At 62.2% G+C, this 20,553-nt stretch carries 17 protein-coding genes; 1 reads left to right on the top strand and 16 read right to left on the bottom strand.

What is annotated here, in order from left to right; all coding sequences use genetic code 11:
* Positions 1-71 precede the first annotated feature (71 nt).
* From FHT79_RS18565 to FHT79_RS18535, 7 genes are all read right to left on the bottom strand, one after another.
* Positions 72-959: a glycine betaine ABC transporter substrate-binding protein gene (locus FHT79_RS18565; protein WP_183903898.1), complete on the bottom strand. Its 888-nt coding sequence runs from the start codon at positions 957-959 to the stop codon at positions 72-74.
* A gap of 115 nt (positions 960-1,074) precedes the next feature.
* Complete coding sequence (gene hutH / locus FHT79_RS18560) at positions 1,075-2,580, bottom strand: histidine ammonia-lyase (protein ID WP_183903897.1); 1,506 nt, start codon at positions 2,578-2,580, stop codon at positions 1,075-1,077.
* Positions 2,577-3,344, bottom strand: coding sequence for a histidine utilization repressor (gene hutC, locus FHT79_RS18555; protein ID WP_183903896.1), 768 nt, complete (start codon positions 3,342-3,344; stop codon positions 2,577-2,579). The genes hutH and hutC overlap by 4 nt, the downstream gene beginning before the upstream one ends.
* Complete coding sequence (locus FHT79_RS18550) at positions 3,341-4,192, bottom strand: MaoC family dehydratase (protein WP_183903895.1); 852 nt, start codon at positions 4,190-4,192, stop codon at positions 3,341-3,343. Before FHT79_RS18550 ends, hutC begins: the two co-directional genes overlap by 4 nt.
* Positions 4,189-4,995: an SDR family oxidoreductase gene (locus tag FHT79_RS18545; protein WP_183903894.1), complete on the bottom strand. Its 807-nt coding sequence runs from the start codon at positions 4,993-4,995 to the stop codon at positions 4,189-4,191. The genes FHT79_RS18550 and FHT79_RS18545 overlap by 4 nt, the downstream gene beginning before the upstream one ends.
* Positions 4,992-6,542 (bottom strand): CoA-transferase, encoded by a 1,551-nt coding sequence (locus FHT79_RS18540; protein ID WP_183903893.1) that lies wholly within the window; start codon positions 6,540-6,542, stop codon positions 4,992-4,994. Before FHT79_RS18540 ends, FHT79_RS18545 begins: the two co-directional genes overlap by 4 nt.
* A 100-nt stretch (positions 6,543-6,642) precedes the next feature.
* The gene (locus FHT79_RS18535; protein WP_183903892.1) at positions 6,643-7,668 is read right to left on the bottom strand and encodes a putative sulfate exporter family transporter; all 1,026 of its coding nucleotides are present in this window, start codon (positions 7,666-7,668) and stop codon (positions 6,643-6,645) included.
* Between the two features lie 98 nt (positions 7,669-7,766).
* Between FHT79_RS18535 and FHT79_RS18530 the strand changes: the two genes are divergently transcribed.
* Entirely contained in the window at positions 7,767-8,765 is a 999-nt protein-coding gene (locus FHT79_RS18530; RefSeq protein ID WP_246714025.1) for a LysR family transcriptional regulator, read from the top strand.
* Here the strand turns inward: FHT79_RS18530 and FHT79_RS18525 are convergent.
* The 9 genes from FHT79_RS18525 to FHT79_RS18485 all read right to left on the bottom strand — a co-directional run bounded on the left by FHT79_RS18525 (position 8,762) and on the right by FHT79_RS18485 (position 20,172).
* The gene (locus FHT79_RS18525) at positions 8,762-10,387 is read right to left on the bottom strand and encodes a GMC family oxidoreductase (RefSeq protein ID WP_183903891.1); all 1,626 of its coding nucleotides are present in this window, start codon (positions 10,385-10,387) and stop codon (positions 8,762-8,764) included. The genes FHT79_RS18530 and FHT79_RS18525 overlap by 4 nt on opposite strands.
* Entirely contained in the window at positions 10,384-11,910 is a 1,527-nt protein-coding gene (locus tag FHT79_RS18520; RefSeq protein ID WP_047619164.1) for an FGGY-family carbohydrate kinase, read from the bottom strand. Before FHT79_RS18520 ends, FHT79_RS18525 begins: the two co-directional genes overlap by 4 nt.
* A gap of 31 nt (positions 11,911-11,941) precedes the next feature.
* Entirely contained in the window at positions 11,942-12,784 is an 843-nt protein-coding gene (locus FHT79_RS18515; protein WP_183903890.1) for a class I fructose-bisphosphate aldolase, read from the bottom strand.
* The gene (locus tag FHT79_RS18510; protein ID WP_183903889.1) at positions 12,757-14,505 is read right to left on the bottom strand and encodes a glycerol-3-phosphate dehydrogenase/oxidase; all 1,749 of its coding nucleotides are present in this window, start codon (positions 14,503-14,505) and stop codon (positions 12,757-12,759) included. Before FHT79_RS18510 ends, FHT79_RS18515 begins: the two co-directional genes overlap by 28 nt.
* A 12-nt stretch (positions 14,506-14,517) precedes the next feature.
* Entirely contained in the window at positions 14,518-15,513 is a 996-nt protein-coding gene (locus FHT79_RS18505; protein ID WP_183903888.1) for an aldo/keto reductase, read from the bottom strand.
* The gene (locus FHT79_RS18500; RefSeq protein ID WP_063473755.1) at positions 15,510-16,514 is read right to left on the bottom strand and encodes a sugar-binding transcriptional regulator; all 1,005 of its coding nucleotides are present in this window, start codon (positions 16,512-16,514) and stop codon (positions 15,510-15,512) included. Before FHT79_RS18500 ends, FHT79_RS18505 begins: the two co-directional genes overlap by 4 nt.
* A gap of 1 nt (position 16,515) precedes the next feature.
* Complete coding sequence (locus FHT79_RS18495) at positions 16,516-17,508, bottom strand: ABC transporter permease (protein WP_183903887.1); 993 nt, start codon at positions 17,506-17,508, stop codon at positions 16,516-16,518.
* Positions 17,509-17,536: 28 nt separating this feature from the next.
* Positions 17,537-19,078, bottom strand: coding sequence for a sugar ABC transporter ATP-binding protein (locus FHT79_RS18490; protein ID WP_210304792.1), 1,542 nt, complete (start codon positions 19,076-19,078; stop codon positions 17,537-17,539).
* Positions 19,079-19,143: 65 nt separating this feature from the next.
* Positions 19,144-20,172: a substrate-binding domain-containing protein gene (locus tag FHT79_RS18485; protein WP_047619177.1), complete on the bottom strand. Its 1,029-nt coding sequence runs from the start codon at positions 20,170-20,172 to the stop codon at positions 19,144-19,146.
* Between the last annotated feature and the right edge of the window lie 381 nt (positions 20,173-20,553).

Below are 20,553 nucleotides of genomic sequence, written 5' to 3'. Positions count from 1 at the left end.
ACAAAAACCCTTAAATGGATCGCCGCGCCAGACCGCAGCCGGATTGATATCCGGCCGCGGAGGCATGACAATCATTTCGGCAGGAGGCCGTTTTCCTTGAGGAAATCGACCGCCACGTCCTTGGCTTCCTCGTGATCGGTTTCGACCTTGGCATTGAGGACCCGCATCTTTTCGTTGTCGAGATGGGAGCCGACCGCTTCGAGCAGTTCGGCAACCTTCGGGTTGGCCTTCAGCACGTCCTGGCGGACAACAGGCGCCACGTAGTAGGGCGGAAACAGACCCTTGTCGTCTGCCAGCGGCACGAGATTCTTCGAGCCGATCTGCCAGTCGGTCGCCGCACCATTGGCAACGTCGATATCCTTTTGGTCCAGCGCGTCGTAACGAAGACCAAGCTTGGCGAACTGCTTGAACTCCTTGAACTCGGCGTCGTAGACGCGCTTCAGGCCGGGCAGGCCGTCGGCGCGATCCGGAAATTCGGCGCCGCCGCCGAAGACTAGTGTCTTGGAGACCTTGGCGAGATCCGACAGGCTCTTCAGATTGTTGGCCTGCGCCGTTTCTTGCCGGACGACGATGACATAGCCGTTATTGATCCCGCTCGGCTTCAGCCATGTGAGATTGAACTGCTTGGCGTAGAAGTCCTTGACCTGCGTATAGACCTTGTCGGCGTCGGTCGACATCTCGCCCTTGACGACGGATGCGAGCGCCGTGCCGGTATATTCCGGATAAAGATCGATCTCGCCGGCCACCAATGCCTGGTGCGCAATCAGCGTGCCGCCGAGGTTGATCTTGCGCTCGACGGTGAAGCCGGCATTTTCCAGAACGGCTGAATACATTTCAGCGAGGATGAACTGCTCAGTGAAATTCTTGCTGCCGACCTTGATGGTCTCTGCGGATGCAGACTGGAACATGGCGGTTGCCATGATGCCGGCTGCAAGGATGCCCTTTGTCCAATTTTTCATAGTCATTCCCTCTTGTTGACTTTTCAATGAACGAACCGGCGGCGTTCCCCAGAATAGCCGTCGGCATGACCGGTCGGCGCCCTGCCCTTCTTGGTGGGGCAGTGGCGAACCGGGCTTACAGCGGGCCAAGCCCGATCAATGCGGCGATCGCCGCAAAATCCGGCCCTTGCGCGCGATCCTCATCAAGCGCCGGGACGTGATTGCGGACGAAAGCATAGGCCTCAGCCGATCCCTTGCCCAATTCGCCTGAGACGCCGCGCAGCTCGACGGCCTGGGCCGAGGCAATCAGTTCGATGGCAACGAGATAACGCAGGCGCTCGACGATCGCCTGCGTCTTTGCCAAAACGCTCGGCGCCATCGACGCTTGGTCTTCCACGCCATCGGCGACGGGAAAGGGCGAGAGCGAAACCGGCATGGCGAGATGGCGGATTTCGGCTTCCATGGCCGAGACGGTCTTTTGCACGGTCGCAAAACCGGTCCGGCTCTGGCCCATCGGGGTCAGGAAGCGCGGGAGGTCTGACATGCCGGGCGACATGATCTTCATGATCCGATAGGCGGTGCCTGCCGCACAATGCGCCATCGCCTGCCCCAGCCTTTCCCAGGCGAGCACAAAAGCGGTCATGTCGAAATTGCCGTGTGCAAGAATGACGCCTTCGGAGGCGATGACGACAGGATTGTCGCTGGAGCTGACGAGATCTATCTCCGTCGCCTGCCTTGCCTCGTCGATCGCATGCCTCATCGCGCCCCAGACCTGCGGCGTGCAGCGGTAGCTCAAAGGATCCTGGAGACGTCTTGCGGCATCGGCCGCAAGCAAGGAGCTTCCCGAAAGCAGTTCCATCAGTTGAGCGGCGACACGGCGCTGCCCAAAGGCCGGTCTGGCAGCGAGAGCGCGATCGTCGAAGACGCTGACATTGGCCCGGAACGCTTCGAAATTAACGGCAATCGCCTTCAGGGACCAATCGAAGAGCCGCTCGATATCCTCAAGCGCCAGGCAGGCAAGGCCGATGGAGAGACTGTTGGCCACGACAAGCGCATGCCCGTCCTTCGGCGCCAATTCGAGTTGTTTCAGGCCGGCCCTTTCCAGGGCGATGGCGGCCGGCAGCACTTCGCCGCCAAGCTCGATCTCGCCGAAGCCGAGAAGCGCCCGGCTCATATGGGCAAGCGGAGCCAAATCCGCCGCACCGATCGAGCCCAATGACGGGACGACCGGATGGATATCTGCATTGATGGCGGCGATCAGACCACGGAACACGTTCAGCGAAATGCCGGAGCCGCCCGCCGCCATGCCTGCAGCCCTGACGGCCATCATCGCCCGCACGGATTCCTGGGCAAGCGGCTTTCCGACGCCGACCGCGCGGGCTTGCGGCACACGCATCTGGAAGGCTACCAGATCTTCGGTTGCAAGTCGTGTATCGACCCCCGCTCCCAGTCCCGTCGTCAGGCCATAAACCGGCAGTTCCTTTTCCGTATAGCGATCGACGACGGCGCGCGCCGCCACAATCCGGGCCTCGACCTCGGTGGAGATTTCGATCCTGGCGTGGCGACGGGCAATTGCTGCGATGTCCTCGATCGTCGGCGGCGTCGCGCTGAGGGTGACCGATTGAGAATGGGGGGCGCTCACTGTTTCTCTCCGAGAATGGCGACGGGTTTACAGGGACCTTTGGTCGACCGTGCTTCCAGCCGATATTGCGCGCCGGGATAGTAGAGCAGCGCACATGTCACGACGGCCTTGCCCGACCAGGTCCGTCGAAAGACGCGCAGGCAAGGATGATCATTCTTCAGGCCGAGATATTTGCGGATCGCCGGGTCCGGTTTGACCGCCTGGACGACATGTTCGAACGCCGTTATCGGCGCCACCTTGGTTAGATATTCGTTCGGCGTCATGCTGCTGAAATCGGTCGACAGATAGTCGGGCGCGACCAGCGGATTGACGTAACGCTCCTCGACCTGAATGGGCTGGCCGTTTTCCAGGTGCACGATCAGCGAATGCATCACCTCGGCGCCGAGGGGCAGTTCGAGCGCGTCGGCAACGTTGGCATCCGCCTTCATCGAGCCGGCCTTGACGATCGCCGCCTTATGCGTGTGACCCCGCTCCAGTATTTCGTCGGCGATGTTGCGGATCTGAAGCAGATCGACGTCGAGATGTTTTGGCGACACGAAGGTTCCGATGCCGGCGGATCGCTTCAGCACCCCCTCGAACATCAATTCCCGCAGCGCCCGGTTCGCCGTCATGCGGCTGACGCCGAATGCCGCCACCAGTTCGCTTTCGGAGGATACCCGGTCTCCCGGCTGCAGCTTGCCTTCGGCGATGTCGGCCAGGATCTGCTCCTTGATCCTGATATAATGGCGCGCCTCGCCGGCAGCCGGTTTGACCGCTTTCGTCATGACAGCCTCGCCATGCCATTATCGAGGATGGTCACACCCCGTGACGCAACGATCCCCCTGAAGCGAATCTCGGCGTCGTTGCGCCACATCTGCAGGGTGATCGTTTCTCCGGGAAAGATCGGCGCGCTGAACCGCGCCGCGATCGCCCGCAAGCCGATCTTCATGCCTGGATCGATGGCGGCGATGATGGCGTAGCCCGCATAACCGAAGCTGCACAGCCCATGCAGGATCGGCCGATCGAAGCCGCTTCTACCGGCTGCCTGCGGGTCGACATGCAATGGATTGAGATCGCCGTTCAGGCGATAAAGCAGAGCGGCATTTGCGGGAATGTCGACATTGAATTCGAAGTCCGGCTCTTCGTCAGGCACTTTGGACAGAGGTTCAGGCGCAGGCCCCGCCGAACCGCAGCCGCCGTCCCCTCGGCACGCGTTCGTCTGGACGATCGTCGCGATCGGCTCGTCACCGTCAACGGTTGCGATCAGCCGCTCGAAGCTGACGAACATGCCTTTCTCGGCGCCGCGGTCGACCACCGACAAGACGCGCGACCGGGAGATCAGCGGCATATCGAGAGGGACCGGCCGGTGGATCGTCAGGCGATGTTCGGAATGCACGAGACGCGCCCAGTCGACACCCGTCTGCTGCATCCATGGGCCCGGATGCGCCACGATATTGGCAAGGGTCGGCGCGGTCACGAGATCGCGTTCATAGACGTAGTTCAATGCGGTTTCGTCGAGCGGGTTGGCACCGTAGCCGACCGACAGAGCGTAGAGGATCGCATCCCTTGCGGTGACCACATGCGTCGCTTGCGGCACCGGGAAATCGAGGATGGATTGGGCCGACAGCGTCACGATGCGGCTCCGCCGGATGCCACGGGTTTGCGAACGCCACCGGACAGACGGATGCCGCCATCGACGGAAAGCAATTCACCGGTGACGAAGTCTGCCCCCTGAACAAGCCAGACAATGGCGCCGGCAACGTCTTCCGGTGTCGCGACCCGGCCGAGCGGCGCGGTTTCCGAAAACCGCTTGGCAACGGCGCCATAGGCATCCGGCCCGAGCGTGTCGCGCATCCAGCGCGTATCGATGATGCCGGGGCAAACCGCGTTCACCCGGATATCGGGACCGCAGGTGCGCGCTAGCGCCAAGGTCAACGCATTGAGCGCGCCTTTGGAGGCCGTATAGGCAAGCGAGCTGCCGCCGCCGGTAAAGGCCACGTTGGATGAGACATTGACGATCGCGCCGCCGCCGCTGTCACGCATGGCAGGCACCGCCGCCCGGCACATCTGATAGGCGCCGATGACATTGACGCCGAAAACATTCTGAAAATCTTCGGCCGACAATGTCTCAAGATCGAAAGGATCCGATTTGACCGTCATTGCGGCATTGTTCACCAGGGCGTCGAGCCGCCCCCACCGATTAACGGCCGTCGCAACCATCCGGCGGCAGGCCGCGTCATCGGCAACGTCGGCCTGGACGATCTCGACCTCCGCGCCCAGGCTGCGGCAGATATCGCCGGTCTCATCGGCCTCTTTCTTGCTGCAGTTGTAATTGACGACCACCCGGGCACCGCTCTCGGCGAACTGCTTCACGCATGCGGCCCCGACGCCCGTTGCCGAGCCCGTGACGATGATGACGGCTCCATCGATGTTCATGGGGCAAAGTCCTTCATGGCATGGGTGGAAAACAGGCGCGCATCCATCTGCTTCAGTTGATCCGACACCGCGACGCCCTTCGGCAGGCGGTCGAGAACATGGGCGGCAAGATCGATGCCGGGGGCAAACTCCATCAGTGTCAGGCATCCATCGATCACCCGAAAGACGGCCCGCTCGGTGACGACGAGCTGTGATTGCCCTTCCGGCGCAAAGGCCGGGCTTGAACTGATCTGGTCGACATGGTCGACGATCTTGCAAACTATGCCGTCTCGGATGATGTCGAGCCTGCCGTCGGCAATCGCAATTTCCGCGCCGCCGGCCGAAAATGCGCCGAGATAGACAACGTGCCCCGCCGTCTGCGAGATATTGGTGAAGCCGCCGACCCCAACGATGGAATTGTTGAAGCGGCTGACATTGACCGCACCGTGCTTATCCACCTCGGCCATGCCGAGAAAGGCGATATCGAGGCCGCCGCCGTCGTAAAAGTCGAACTGTGATGCCTGTGGGACGATCGCGGTCGGATTGACGGCAGCGCCGAAGGACAGCTCCTCGGCCGGCACGCCGCCGATGACGCCGGATTCGATCGTCACCGTATAATCGTCGAATCCCTCTTCGCTGGCGATACGGCCGATCCCGGCGGCAATGCCGATGCCGAGGTTGATCGTCGGGCGATGGAGCGGCGCCAGTTCCAGGAAGGCACGGCGCTGAATTATCTTATCGGCCGACAGCGGCGCCGGCTGCAGGCGGCTCACCGCCATCCGGACGCGTCCGGTATAGGCGATATTGTCCGTCTCGGCGAAACTGACGCCGTGCTGGGCCGGATTTTCGCAGACGACGACATAATCGACCAGCGCCGCCGGGATGCGAACATCGCCCGGCGGCAGCGAGCCGCGCTCGGCAATCCGCTTGACCTGCACGATGACGACACCGCCGGAGTTTCGGCCTGCCTGCGCCATGGCAAGCACGTCGAGCGGAAAGGCTTCGTCCTCGAGGGTGATGTTGCCGTCTTCGTCGGCCGTCGTGCCGCGCAAAAGCACGCAGTCGAGTGGCATCGAGGGATAAAGCAGCCATTCCTTGCCACGCAACGACACACGCTCGACAAGCGCGCGCGGCGTCGTCGCATTCATGCGGCCGCCGCCATGCAGCGGATCCATGAAAGAACCGAGCCCGATATGGGTGATCACCCCAGGCTGACCGGCGGCAATCGCCCGATAGAGCTGGGCGATGACACCTTGCGGCCAGCAATGCGCTTCGATCTTTTCCTCGATTGCCAGCCTGCCAAGGCGCGGCGTTCCGCGCCACCCCCCGGCGATCACGCAGGCGACGAGGCCCTCATAGCCGAAATGCCCCATGCCGCGCGTCTGACGATCGCCCGTGCTGGCAGCAAACAGAAGTGTCAGCTTGCGGGGTTTTCCAGTGGCGAGGAAACGCTCCTCCACCGCGGCGGTGATGGCCTCGGGATGGCAGCATCCTCCAAAACCCGAAGCAGCGACCGTCATCCCGTCTTCGAGGAGATCCGCAGCTTGCTGTGAAGAGATGACCCGCATGACGATCTTTGCTTCTCCGCCCTGTATATACAGGCTAGCCGCTGATCGTTTGGAAGGCAACGGGAATCTTTGCAAGTATTTTGGGCACACCACCCCCGTCTCAGACGATATTCAGCAGGCCGATCAAGCAACGCCCAAGCACCGCCAGAGCCAGCAGCGACAGCACCGCCGCGACGAGGACCCGACCGCCGGTACGGGCGATGGATCTGACATCGACGGAGAGGCCCAACGCGGCCATGGCAGTAACGGTGAAGGCGGCTGATACAGCCGACATCGCGGACAGCAGCGGCGCCGGGATGGCGTCGAGCGAACGAAGCGTCGCCATGGCTGCAAAACCGAGGATGAACCATGGCAGAACATGGCGGAGATTGATTGCGGCGCCGCCGGGACGGCGACCATGAACTGCGCCGAGCACAAGAATGACGGGGCCGAGCATCATCACGCGGATCAACTTGACGAGCGTGCCCACCTGGGTGCTGACGGCGCCGGCGGAGGCCGTCGCCGCCAGTACCTGCGGCACGGCATAGGCTGTCAGCCCTGCGAAAACGCCATATTGTACGGCGCTGAGACCCAGGAACAGATGCAGAAGCGGCAGAGTCAGCACCGCACCAACGCCGAGCAGCGCGGTAAAGGCTATGGAGGCGGCGATATCGTCCGGTTTGGCGCCGATCACAGGTGCTGCCGCGGCGATCGCAGAATTGCCGCAGATCGAGTTGCCGCAAGCAACCAAGGTCGCCAGGCTGGTCGACAGCCCGAAGAGCCGGCCAAGCAGAAAGCTGCCGGCCAAGGACAGCGCAACCAGGACGGCAATTCCACCGACAAGCGGCAGTCCGGCCTGCCGGATGGCGGCCGTGCTGAGCGAGGCGCCCAGCAACACGACGGCAATCTCGAGAAGCGTCTTGGCGGCGAAGTGAATGCCGGGAGTGAAGGTCTGCGGCAGCCGGACCGAGGAGCGCACGGCAATGCCGATCAGAATGGCCAGCACGAGGCTCTCGATCCAGTGCGCGCCGAAAATCATCAGCTGCAACTGCTCAACCAGCTGCGCAATGAGCGTGACCGCCGCACAAAGGACAAGTCCCGGCAGGACGGCAGGAAGCGACGGGGAACGGGAGGCGGAAACGAGCATCGGCAAGACCTTGCGGAATGCTTCACTGTCCCATACTCAATTGTCGACTTCTATTGAATAGTTTAATAGTTCATTCGGCAAAATCGAACGATTGCATCATGACTTTCGAACAGCTCTCCATTTTCGTTGCAGTTGCGGAACGCGAGCACCTGACCAATGCCGCCGCGGCGATCGGCCTCACGCCATCGGCCGTCAGTTCGGCGATCCGCAATCTCGAGGCCTCCTATGGCGTCGAGCTTTTTCACCGTGTCGGACGCCGCATCGAGCTGACATATGAAGGGCGGGTGTTTCTGGGGGAGGCAAGAGCCACGCTCGCGCGCGCAAAAGCCGCAGCACTCGTCTTGTCCGATCTCGGCGGCTTGCAAAAGGGTGAGCTCGTTGTTTTTGCCAGCCAGACGATCGCAAGCTATTGGCTGCCGGCGATGCTGATGCGTTTCAAGGTCCGCTACCCGGGCATCGACCTCAAGCTGATGATCGGCAACACGACCACGGCGGCGAAAGCGGTTCTCGATGGATTGGCGGAAGTCGGTTTCGTCGAGGGCAGCGTTGACGAACCGGCGCTGAATATTCAGCCGCTCGCCGAGGACGAACTCCTTATCGTCGTCGGTCCGCGCCATCCCTGGGCGCGTGGCAAACCGATCGAACCGGCGGAGCTGGTTTCGGGCACGAAGTGGGTCATGCGGGAAAAAGGGTCCGGAACCCGGTCGGCTTTCGAGGCGGCGATTTCCAATCTCGGCATCGGCCCCGCAGATCTGACTGTCGCGCTTGAGCTGCCGTCGAATGAAGCCGTCATATCGGCAGCAAGAGAAGGCCTCTGCGCAACGGTCGTTTCCGGCGCCGTGGCCGCGCCGCTCTTGACGCAGGGTCTGCTGGTTAAGGCGCGCTTCCCTTTGCCGTCCCGCCAATTTGCAATCCTGCGGCACAAACAGAGACACTCCAGTCGTGCCTCGTTGGCGCTGGAAACGATTTGCCGCGAGGACAAAGCTGCCGAGGTCCGACTGGGCGCTTTAGATCGAAAGCGGTTCGGCGGAACCCCCTGTTATGACGCCGATTCCCGGCAAAACCGCTTCGCGCTTCGTCTGGGAAAACCGCGTTAAGCCTCTGATAGAATGCTTTCCGCGGCCTTTTCGGCAATCATGATTACTGGCGAGTTGGTATTGCCCGAGACGATCGTCGGCATGATCGAGGCATCGACCACCCGCAGTCTCGCAAGCCCATGCACCCGCAATTGCGGATCGACAACCGCCATGGTGTCGCTGCCCATCTTGCAGGTGCCGACCGGATGGAAAATCGTTGTGGCGATATCGCCGACCCGACGGATCAGGTCCTCGTCACTCTGATATTCCGTGCCCGGCAGCACCTCCTGCGGCCGGTAATTGCGAATGGCATCGGCCTCCATCAGCCGGCGGGCATGCCGGATCGATTTCGTCGCAACCATCCGGTCGCCGGCTGTCGAAAGATAGTTCGGGCGGATTTCCGGCGCCACGCAAAGGTCCGGGCCGCCAACATGCACGCTCCCCCGGCTTTCCGGCCGCAGATTGCAGACGGAGACGGTGACAGCGGGATATTTATGCAGCGGCTCGCCGAGCCGGTCTGTGCTCAAGGGCTGCACGTGATATTCGAGATCGGCGGTCGCAACAGCCGGATCGCTCTTGGCAAAGATACCGAGCTGGCTCGGCGCCATCGACAGCGGACCGGACCGGCGCAGCATATATTCAAGCCCCATACCCGCTCGGCTGAACAAGTTGTGATAGAGCTGGTTCAGCGTCTTTGCGCCCTCGATGCGGAAGACCGTACGGATCTGCAAATGGTCCTGCAGGTTTTCGCCGACACCCCGAAGTTCGTGGGCGACGTCCAGTCCGGCAGCGGACAACACATCCGGGCGACCGACGCCGGAAAACTCGAGGATTTTCGGCGAATTGATCGCACCGGCAGAAAGGATGACCTCGCGATCGGCGCGAGCCAGATGTTTCTGCCCGTTCATCCGGAACCGCACGCCGGTCACCATCCTGCCGTCGAATTCCAGCCGCTCGGTTTCGGCGCGGGTCAGCACGCGCAGATTGGCCCGCTTCATCGCCGGGCGCAGAAAGGCCTTGGTCGTGTTCCAGCGCAGGCCGCCGCGCTGATTGACCTCGAAATAGCCGGAGCCCTCATTGTCGCCATCGTTGAAATCGTCGGTTTTTGGAATGCCGAGCTCCTCGGCCGCATCGCGAAAGGCATCGAAGATCGGCCAGGAAAGCCGTTGCTTTTCCACCCGCCATTCGCCGCCTGCCCCGTGCATCGGCGACTTGCCGCGATAATTGTCCTCGGATTTCAGGAAATAGGGCAGCACGTCATCCCAGCCCCAGCCGGAATTGCCGGCTTGCCGCCAGCCGTCGTAATCGGCCGCTTGGCCGCGCATATAGATCATGCCGTTGATCGACGAGCAGCCGCCCAGCACTTTTCCACGCGGATAAGGCAGTGACCGGCCGTTCAGTCCGGCTTCCGCCGCCGTCTTCATCATCCAATCGGTGCGCGGATTGCCCATGCAATAGAGATAACCGATCGGCACATGCACCCAGTGATATCGGTCGCTGCCGCCGGCTTCGAGCAGCAGGACACGAGTTTTCGGATCGCGCGACAGCCGGTTGGCCAGAACGCATCCCGCCGATCCCGCGCCGACGATGATGTAGTCGTAGCGTCCCGCATCGATGGCCGCATCATTCACCCGCATGTTCATGCCGCCGCTCCCGCTGCCAGCGGGACCGCCGTCAGACGCCGCCAGAGCGGTGCCATTGCCTCGGCGATATCCTGATAGAGAGCGTAGCGCCGCGCATAATGTGCCTCAAGCGAGACATCCGGACGATAATGCCGCTCGGTCCGGACCATGGCCGCAGCACCGGCGCCGAAGTCTGCGAAGACACCGACGCCGGTTCCGGCTGCAATCGCCGCTCCCAGCGCACCGGTTTCACGCGAGCGGGCAACGCTGACCGGAACGCCGAGCACATCGGCAAAGATCTGCGGCCAGATCAGGCTGCGCGAGCCGCCGCCGGACAGCACGGCTTCGTTGAAGACCGCGCCGGCCTTTCGGATCGCCTCGATGTGCTGGCGGTGACCGAAGGCGACGCCCTCAAGAAGCGCGCGAACGAGATGCCCCTTGGTATGCCAACCGGCAAGACCGTAGAAGCCGGCGCGTGCATGGCCATCCTGCTGGGCGCCGTAGAGATACGGATGGTAGAGCGGGTCGTCTGCAGCGGGTTCGATCGCCTCGGCCAGCGCGCAGCAGGCATCGAAGGGCGAAACGTCTTCCGCATCCTCGCCTTCGAAAAACTCCCGCACCAGCCATTCGAGATTGGCAGCCGAGGTGGCGCTGTTCTCCATCGCCATGTAGCGGCTGCGATCGAAGGTCGACGACATGAACACCGGCCCGTCGAGGTCGGGGCCATCGATGATGACCTGGTTGATACTCCAGGTGCCGGCGATGATCGAGGCGCTGCCGGTGCGTGAAACGCCCGAGCCGAGCGCCGAGGCGACGACGTCGAACAGCCCGCCGACCACAGGAGTACCGGCGGCGAGCCCGGTTTGCGTCGCCACTTCTTCCGTTACCGTGCCGGCAATGTCGGCGCTTTCGATGAGCGGCGGCAAGAGGTCCATGCAATCTCCCAGTCCATAGGCCTCCATCAGCGCCTTGTCGTAGCGGCGCGCGGCAAGATCCAGCAGACCGGCACCCGACATATCGGACACCTCGCTGACGCGGCGGCCGGTCAGGCGGTTGACGACGAAATCCTTGGAGAAGAACACCGTACCGATGCGGTTGAACAGATCCGGCCGATGACGCTTGAGCCAGGCAAGCAATGTCGGCGTCTGGGATGGCCACGGACGCTGGCGGGCAATCGGATAGGTCCGGTCACCAACGCCGGCCTCTCGCCATTCATCGACCAGGCCCGCGGCCCGCGTGTCGAGTGACTGGATGCCGAGCAGTGGAGCGCCGTCGCGATCAAGCGCATAGAGACCGTTGCCATGCCCGGCGCAACCGATCGCGGCGATTTCCTCCGGCTGGATCTCCGCCTTTTCGATGCAGGCGCGGATGACCTGCCGTGCATTCGTCCAGAGTTCGTCCAGCCCTCGCTCGACATGCCCCGGGCTCGGCATGCGGCTGTGCCCTTCTTCGGACGCAGCCGCGATCTCGTTGCCGCTCAGGTCGAAAATCACCGCTTTGATGACGGTGTTTCCGGCGTCGAGCCCCAAAAGATAGTTTCTCATGCTGAACCCCTCCCAAGGTTCGAGATCGCATTCAACCCTGCTGGTAGAGCGCAAACGCCTGATCGCCGCTCGCATCCTCGTGCACGATCGCCATCAGTCCGCGCACCACGGCCCTCGGATTGGCGTGCTGATAGATGTTGCGGCCATAGACCATGCCTAGAGCGCCTTGTCGCATCAAGGCCGCCGATTTGTCGAAGACGGCACGAAGATCTTCCTTGCCGCCACCGCGGACGAGAACCGGGCAACGGGCTGCTTCCACCACCCTGTGGAAATCCTCGGCATTGGTGGTTGGGTCGGCCTTGACGATATCTGCGCCCATCTCACGGGCGAGCCGCGTCAACGTCACAATCTTGTCCGCGTCACCGTCGACCATATACCCCCCTTTTTCGGTGACCGGCTGCATCACCAGCGGCTCGATCATCAGCGGCATGCCATACTTGTCGCAATCGGCCCGCACGCGGGAAATATTCTGCACGCACTGGCGGAACAGATCCGGCTCGTCCGGCAGCATGAACAGGTTGACGACGACGCAGGCTGCATCCATCTCGATCGCGCCGATCAACGGTTCGGCGTCGTTCTGCAGCACCGCCCACATGTCGCGGTGGCGGATTCGGTTATAGGGATTGCCCATGTCGATGCGCATGACCAGCGTTGGCTTGTCCTTGCCGGGCACGTCCTGCAGCAGGTCCGCTTGGCCGTAATTCATCTGGATCGCATCCGGCGCGGCAGAGACCAGCGCCTTGACGACGGCCTGAATGTCCTCCAGCCCGTTGAGGAAGGACGGCTCGTTGCAGACGCCGTGATCGATCGCCACATCGAGGCAGCGGCCGCCGCCGAACAGCCGGTTCATCCGGACTTTGCTGTTGTGTCGCATTCTGTGCTCCTTGGTTCGTTCCTTGCGGAAAGCATGTCTTCGTCGATGCCGTGGCGTTCGTTGAGAAGGGTGAGAAAGCGGACGCGCTCACTGGCGCGATGCGCGAGCGTCCAGTTCTTATCCTGCGTCAGCAGGTCGAGTGCGGCGTCCATCATGTCGAGCGAAAGCTCGCCCGAAACGGCAAGCGTCGTGCGCCGCAAAAGCAGATCGTCGAGATGTTCCACCGCTTCTTCGCGGATCAGGAACTGCAATTCGCGCACCGAGTAGGCGGCGTGCGGCAGCGCTTCATCGGGGCTTGCCGCGATGAAGCCGGCAATCGCCTCGGCATCCGTGCCATATCGGGCAAACAGCTCAGCCATGCGCCCCCCGGAAAGGCCTTTGCTGGCTGCCATCTGCGCTAGCCAGGCGGGCGTGTTGGCGGGAAAGGCCCGACCGCCGCCGATCGGCCGATCGGTTGTCGCAACGCGGCGCCGCCTGCCGAGCCTTTCCAGAGCCATGTCGGCCGCCAGTTCCCCGAAGGACCGGAATGTCGTCCACTTGCCGCCGATCATGCAGAGCACCGGCGCACCGCCATCGGGAGGCTCCAGCATGGTGCAGAAATGATCGCGCGGGATGCGTCCGGTAAAGCTGTCGGTGCTCGCCGGCAGCGGCCGCACGCCGGAAAACTGAAAAACGATTTGCTCCGGCCGAATGGTGATATCGGGCAGCACGAAGGCAAGCGATTGCAGGATATAATCCCGCTCGTCCGCCTCGCAGCGCACCGTTTCCGGATCATCGACGCGGATATCGGTGGAACCGACGAGAACCTTACCGAGATAAGGAAAAGCGATGCAGATCCGCCCGTCCTCGTTCTCGTAGTAGATCATGTGATCGGCAAGTGCGTCGCGCAGCTCCGCATTGTCGATGATGAGATGCGAGCCCTTGGTGCCGCCCATCAGTGGTGACGGCCGTGCTTCTGGCGAAAACAGGGTTTGATTGGCAAGGTCGATCCAGCCACCGGAGGCGTTGATGATCAGCGCCGGTTCGACGGCAACGGACGCGCCGCCGATCTGATCCTCGACGTGATACTCACCATTTTCGGTACGCCGCAGTTCGGCATAGTTCAGCGCCATCACTCCGAACTTTGCCAAAAGACCATCCTGTAGGAGCTCGATGCCCAACCGCTCCGGATGGCTGACCCAGGCGTCGAAATAGGTGGCGGAACTCTTGATGTCGGGATTGAGCGCCGGCCACTTGGCAAGCGTTGTGCGCCGGCCGCGAAACTGGTGGCGCGGCATCAATGCCCGTTTGCGCGTCAGGAAATCATAGATGCTCAGGCCCGCCTTGATGGCGACGGCGCCACGTCGGCTCGGACGGCGGCTGAGGCCAAGGAAGCGGACAATGCCATTGCCGAGGCCGGAAAAGATATCGAACACCGGCACCGTCGTCGGCAGCGGCGCGACGTAATGCGGCGCATTGCGCAGCAGCCGGTCCCGCTCGACCAGCGATTCCTGCACCAGCTTGAATTCCCCGTTTTCAAGATAGCGAAGCCCGCCATGGACCATGCGCGACAACGCCGAACTGGCACCGGAGCAATAGTCGTGCTTCTCGACGAGCAGCACGTTCAGCCCCTGCAGGGCCAGTTCCCGAAAGACGCTGATGCCGTTGATGCCGCCGCCGACGACGCAGACGTCCACCTTCGGGCTCTGGCGGAGCCCGTCCAATATTTCTTGCCGTTTCATGATGGCGATCCGCTACCTGTCCATATCAGTCAGTTTCGCCGCTATGGCCGTATCGATGGCCGCAAGATCGGCCGTATCCAGCCGGATGGTCCCGGCCCGCGCATTGTCGAGCGCTTGTGCCGGATTGCGCGCCCCGCAAAGTGCAAAGGTGACGCCCGGCTGCGCCAGCGTCCAGGCAATCACGATCTGGGCGATGCTGGCGCCGTGTTTTTCTGCGAGCGGCCGGATGGCGTCGGCGAGCGCCGCTGCCTTCTGGCGGTTGTCGACTGAAAAGCGCGGATTGTCCTTGCGCTGGTCGTCGCCGGAAAACACACGGTCCGGACCGATGGTGCCGGACAGCAACCCCAGCGCCAGCGACGAGTAACTCAGCGTCGCTATGCCGTTGGCCTTGGTCAGCGGCAGAAGCTCTGCCTCGATCTCGCGGTCGATCATGCTGAACCGCTCCTGGATCGCGTCGAGACCGCCGGCAGCGAGATAGGCATCGAGGTCGTCGGAACTGACATTGCTTGCGCCGATCGCCCGGATCTTGCCCGATGTTCGCAGGTCTTCCAGCGCCCGCATCGTTTCCTCGATCGGGGTCGTCGGGTCCTGCCAATGGGTGATGTAGAGGTCGATATAGTCGGTTCCGAGCCGCCTCAGGCTTTCCTCGACCTCATGCAGGATCGCATCGCGGCCGAGATAACGGTGGACCGGCTTGCCGTCTTGGTCGAAGAAATGACGGCCCTTCTGCGTATGCCAGACAAGGCCGCATTTGGTGGCGATCACAGCCTTGTCGCGTCGCCCGGCCAACGCCTTGCCGACGATCTCTTCGGACCGTCCAAGCCCATAGGCTGGCGCCGTGTCGATCAGCGTTACGCCGGCGTCAATCGATGCCTGGATTGCGGCGATGGATTCGGCCTCGTCGGCCCCGCCCCACATCCAGCCGCCGATCGCCCAGGTGCCCAGCCCGACCGCCGAGGCGGAAACGCCGGATTTGCCGATCTCACGTGTCAATTGCTGTCCATTCATGCCCATTTTCCTTCGCCGTTCGCCAGTGCCAGCACCCGCGCACCTGTCGCCTCATCGGTCACCAGCGTATCGAGATGATTGCCCCTGAGAACGCTGAGGATCGGGCCTGCCTTGTTCGGCCCGCTCGCCACGCCGATCTTGGTGGGGATCGAGGCGAATTCCGGCAGCGTCAGCGACACCAGCGACCGGTTAAGGCTGTAGTCGCAGACCTGGCCATGATCATCGAGCAGATGCGCCAGCAATTCGCAGGAGGCGCCGGACCGCTCGATCGCGGCGCGGTCGGTGCTCGAGGAGGGATGCAGGTCGTAATAGCTCGAATCGTCCGACAGGATCGAGCCGATGCCGACCACCGCGACCTTCGCCTCGCGCGCCCGTTTGAAAACGTCGGCGACGGCACGCATGTTGATCAGCATTGCCCGCTGCTCGGCATCGTCGGCAAAGAGCGGCGCGTGAATCTGGTAGGAACGTCCCCCAAGCCGGTCGGCCATCAAGGTCGAGACATGGTTGACGTCGGTATAGTGCTTACCCTGCACGCAGCCCGTTGCTGGAATGACCTCGACATTGAAACGACGTGACGGCTGCAAGCCGGCAACGACGGCGCTCACGCCTTTGCCTCCCGTGATGCAGATCGTATCGCCATCGATGATCTCTTCCAGCAGCAACCGCGCTGCCGCTTCGCCGACGGCCTGAAGCGCCGTTTGCGGATTGTCGGACACAGTCGGCACCACCACGGCGCGGCCGATGCCGCCAAGCGCTCGCAGCTGTTCCTCCATATCGACCAGCGGCTCGACCGGCGACTTGATCTTGATCTCGACCAGGCCGAGTTGCCGGCCGCGCTTGATCAGGCGGTTGACGGTAGCATGCGAGATGCCGAGTTGATCGGCAATCTGCGCCTGTGTCAGTCCCTCGAGGAAATGCAAGACCAGGGCCTGGTGCATCTGCCGGGCGATGACGATTTCCTCGCGCGGCGCGTTTGCGGGTTTGAGTTTGGCTATCGGCATGTCAGGCAGCCTTCCGCTTGTGCAGGAAATGGTCGATCGAGACGGCAGCAAGCAGAATGCAGCCTTTAATCATGTCTTGCCAATAGACGGACACGTCGAGCAAGATCAACGAGCTTGTAACGACCGACAGGAGGGCAATGCCGAGAATTGCCCCCAGGATCGTGCCGGAGCCGCCATTCAGCGACGCGCCGCCAATCACCGCGGCTGCGATGATATTGAGCTCCATGCCGACGCCGAAGGTCGGGGTCGCGGCGCCGAAGCGGGACATGTAGATCACCCCGGCAACCCCCGACAGCGTGGCGCAAAGCACCGTCACCCAGAACTTCACCTGGTTGGTCTTGATACCGGAATAGAGCGCCGCCTTCTCGTTGCTGCCGGTGTAGAACACCTTGCGGAAGGCGGTTGCCCGGCGCAGCAGGAAATCGAACAACACGACGACCGCAACAAAAATCAGGATTACATAGGGGACGCCGTAGAACGTGCCCTGCCCGACCGCCTTGAACGAAGGCGGCAAGGTGAACAGCGACAGCGGCGTGCCCTTGGTGATGATCAGGCAGATGCCGCGCACGATGACCATCGCCGCAAGCGAGGTGATGAAGTGGTTGAGCCCGACGACCGTGACGAAAAAGCCCATGACGCAGCCGATCAGGCCGCTGGCTATGATCCCGATCAGGGATGCGCTCCACGGATCGAACCCCATCAGGAACAGCGAGCCCGACAGCACCATCGAGAAGCAGACGACCGAGCCGACCGACAGGTCGATGCCGCCGACGATCAACAGGATGGTCATGCCGACGACGACGATTCCCTCCACCGAGAACGACATCAGCATCGCCCGGAAGTTGCCGAGCGTCAGAAAATGCGGCGAGGCAAAGCTCATGACGATGCAGAGCGCCAGGATGATCGCGATCAGTCCCGCCTCGCGCATTGTCCCCAGCCGCTTCCAGCCGGGCGCGCGTGCCTGATGTACCGTTGCCAATGTAGCGTCCGCCATGACCTTGTCTCCCGCCCCTGCGTTTTCTTTATGCGGCATGCTCTGATGCCTTTGAATTGTTGTGACCGCCGATACCCGACGCGAGCCGCATGATCGCTTCTTCCGTCATCGTCTCGTCCTCGACCTCGCCTGCAACGGTGCCCTCGTGGATGACCAGCACCCGGTCGCACAGACCGAGAAGCTCCGGCAGTTCCGACGAGATGACGACAATGCCGATGCCGGAGCGCGCGAGATCGCGCAGCAGCCGGTGGATTTCCGATTTGGCGCCGACATCGATGCCGCGAGTCGGCTCGTCCATCAGGATGACCTTCGGATTGACCGCCAGTTGCTTGGCAATCGCTACCTTCTGCTGATTTCCGCCCGACAGCGACGAGACCGGCATGTCGATGCCCCCCATCCGCACCCCGAGCCGCCGGACCAGGTCGTGGGCACGATCCGCCTCGGCTTTGGAATTCAACAGTCCCAGGGGTCCGGTCAGCGATTTCAAATCGAGAACGGCAATGTTCTGGGCGATGGAAAGATCGAGGAAGATGCCGGAGCCTTTCCGGTCTTCCGACAGGTAGACGACACCCGCCTGCGCGGCCTGCGCATAGGAGTGCGCCGGCAGCCGCTGTCCATGCAGTTGCACCTCGCCGGCGATCACCGGCCGCAACCCGCAAATGCCTTCGGCTATCTCGGTGCGCCCCGAGCCGATCAGCCCGCCGACGCCGAGAATTTCGCCCTTGCGCAATTCGAAGCTCACATCCGTAAAGCGGCTGCCGTCGCCGAGATCGCGGACGCTCAGAATGATCTCGCCGGTCCGCTCCGCCGGCGCTTGCTTTTCCGGATAGAGCTGGGTGATCTCGCGCCCGACCATGCGGCGCACGACATCATCCGGCGTCAAGTCCGCCACCGTCTCCGTCGAGACATAGCGGCCATCGCGAAAGACGGTGACCCGGTCGCATAGGCTGAAGATTTCGGCCATGCGGTGGCTGATATAGATGATCGAAATACCCTGCGCCTTGAGGTCGCGGATGATCCCGAACAGGATCTGCGTCTCCGATTCCGTCAGCGCCGCCGTCGGTTCGTCGAAGATCAGCACCCGGCAATCGAGCGTCAGTGCCTTGGCGATCTCGACAAGCTGCTGGCTCGATATCGACAAGTCGCCGACTTTGCGGCGAACGTCGATCGGCGCCAGACGGTTCATCACGACCTGCGCATCCCGTTCCAGCCTGCCATAATTCATGAAAGGCGAGCGGCGGCGGTTGGTCGCGGCCATGAACATGTTCTCGGCCACCGTCGCATCCGGGCAGAGCGCGATTTCCTGATGCACGAGGCCAAGCCCGAGCGATTGCGCCACCGCCGGCGACGCCACTTTTACCGGCACGCCATCGACAAGGACGTCCCCCTCGGTCGGCTGCAGCACGCCGGCAATGATGTTCATCAGCGTCGACTTTCCCGCGCCGTTTTCGCCGCAAAGTGCATGAACCTCGCCTTTTTCCAGGGTGAAGCTCACATCCGTCAACGCCTTCACTGCACCGAAGTGCTTGCTGACATTGCGGATTTCCAGAACCGGCACCGACGCCACCATAATCTCCTCCTCACGCTCGCGATGGCTGCCCGGAGCTTGAAGCCCCGGACAGCAGTCACAAAGGTTTATTCCTCGATGCCCTTGGTGCCCCGCCGCTTCAGGTACTTGTCCCAGTAGAAGTCGTCGGCATTATTGGCCGTGACGATCGACAGGCCGTTGTCGACGAACGGAATGCTCATCGGGTTGAAGCTGGCGCGCTTGGCGTCGTTCATCGGGTCGATGAGTTCGGGATGCTTGGCGAGCCACAGGAGCATGAAGCCCATGTAACCCTGCATGCCCTGGTTCGGGTTGATCGAGCCGAACACTTCGCCCGCCTTGATCATGTCGAGGATGTTGGCGTTGACGTCGGCGCACATGACGAGGATCTTGCCGCCGCTTTCCTTGTTGGCCTGCGAAGCGCCGATGGCCGAGTTGGCTTCCGGCATGAAGACGGCGCCAAGGTTCGGATGTGCCTGCACCAAGCTCATCAGGCCCTGATAGGCCTTGTTCGGGTCCTGGTTGGACGCAGCGCGGCCGACCAGCTTCATATCTGGATATTTTTCGTCCATTCGGGCGATGAAGGCGGCGATACGCTTGTCGTGATTGTCCTGGCCCGGATTTTCCAGAACGGCATATTCACCCTTGCCCCCCATCTTTTCGGCAATCGCGTCGGCCGCATAGGTGCCTTCGCGGGTATTGTCCGACGTGATGAACGAGATGCGCTTGGAAAGCGGCGCGTCGGCTGCGAAGGTGACGACCGCCGTGCCCTGATCGATGGCCCGGTTGATCGGCTCGATGAACGGATCGGAGTTCATCGGATGAACGAGGATACCGGCCGGGTTCTGGGCCAGCGCCTGGTCGAAGGTGGCGATCTGCTTGTTGACGTCATATTCCGGCGTGCCGGTATAAGCCGTCTCGCAACCGAGCTGCTGACCGGCCTGCTTGAACATTTCATAGACCGGGAACCAGTATTCGACGCCCGAAACCATGACATTCATGACGTATTTTTCACCGGGCTTGCAGCGGAACGGATTTTCCGCGTCCGCGCTGGCCACGCCGGCATAAAGCGTCGATGCGAGGACCGCCAATGCGGTCGTGCTTAGAAATCTGCGCAAGTTTCCTCCTCGAGGCCGAAGCCCCTCCCAAATATCCGGCGGCGCCTCAGCGGCTGCCGATGATCCATTGAAGACCGGAGTTCCTCCTCGAAGTCCGGTATGGGCAGATAATCGCAACAGCAGAGCAGTGTCAATATAATTCATCATTTGAAATATATTTCACATGCCAGCATCCTGCATGGCGATTGTTGCCCGCATTTGGCGCTCGAAGGCACCCCTTCAAGAGAGGCACTTGATGCGGCGGCTGATGAAGCCGTGGGTCGACAGGCCTGAAGACGGTCGTTTGCGGGTTCGACTGCAATCTCTTCAACCGGCCCATTGACATCGGCAGGGTTAAAGCCGAAGCCGCACCCGGCCGCGTATTCGCGGCCGCTTTTGCAA

The sequence above is a fragment of the Rhizobium sp. BK212 genome (genome assembly GCF_014197475.1).
GTDB lineage: Bacteria > Pseudomonadota > Alphaproteobacteria > Rhizobiales > Rhizobiaceae > Rhizobium > Rhizobium anhuiense.
The sequence above is the reverse complement of the archived record's forward strand: the minus strand, read 5'-3'. Positions and strand labels throughout refer to the sequence as shown.